The sequence below is a fragment of the Pandoraea horticolens genome, assembly GCF_902459555.1.
GTDB classification, from domain to species: domain Bacteria; phylum Pseudomonadota; class Gammaproteobacteria; order Burkholderiales; family Burkholderiaceae; genus Pandoraea; species Pandoraea horticolens.
The window spans coordinates 1-575 of record NZ_CABPSM010000066.1 but is presented as its reverse complement, the minus strand read 5'-3'; the positions used below and the strand labels follow the sequence as shown (position 1 = coordinate 575).

Below are 575 nucleotides of genomic sequence, written 5' to 3'. Positions count from 1 at the left end.
GTGCATGTGCTGGTTGCGGGCAGCAACGCCAAGGCAGCGGCCGACGCGGCCGCGCAGATCGCGGGCGTGAAGAAGGTACTGCTGGCCGATGCGCCGTACTTCGGCGACGGGCTGGCCGAGAACATCGCCGACGAGGTGGTGTCGATAGCGGGCAACTATTCGCACATCCTGGCGACGGCAACGGCGTATGGCAAGAACATTGCCCCGCGCGTGGCAGCGCTGCTGGACGTAGCGCAGATTTCGGAGATCACGAAGGTCGACAGCGCGGATACGTTCGAGCGCCCGATCTACGCAGGTAACGCGATTGCCACGGTGCAAAGCGCGGACAAGGTGAAGGTGATCACGGTGCGCTCGACGGGCTTTGACCCGGCAGCGGCCACGGGCGGCAGCGCGGCGGTGGAGAGCGTGGCGGCAACGCCGGACGCGGGCGTGTCGCAGTTCGTGGGGCGTGAGGTGACGAAGCTGGACCGCCCGGAGCTGACGAGCGCGAAGATCATTGTCTCGGGTGGCCGGGGCCTGGGCAGCGGCGAGAACTACACGAAGGTGCTCGAGCCGTTGGCGGACAAGCTGGGTGC

At 67.3% G+C, this 575-nt stretch carries 1 protein-coding gene; it reads left to right on the top strand.

Annotated features, from left to right (window positions below; genetic code table 11):
* Positions 1-575: electron transfer flavoprotein subunit alpha/FixB family protein (locus PHO31112_RS27045; RefSeq protein WP_217427085.1), on the top strand; the 575-nt coding region annotated here is incomplete at both ends.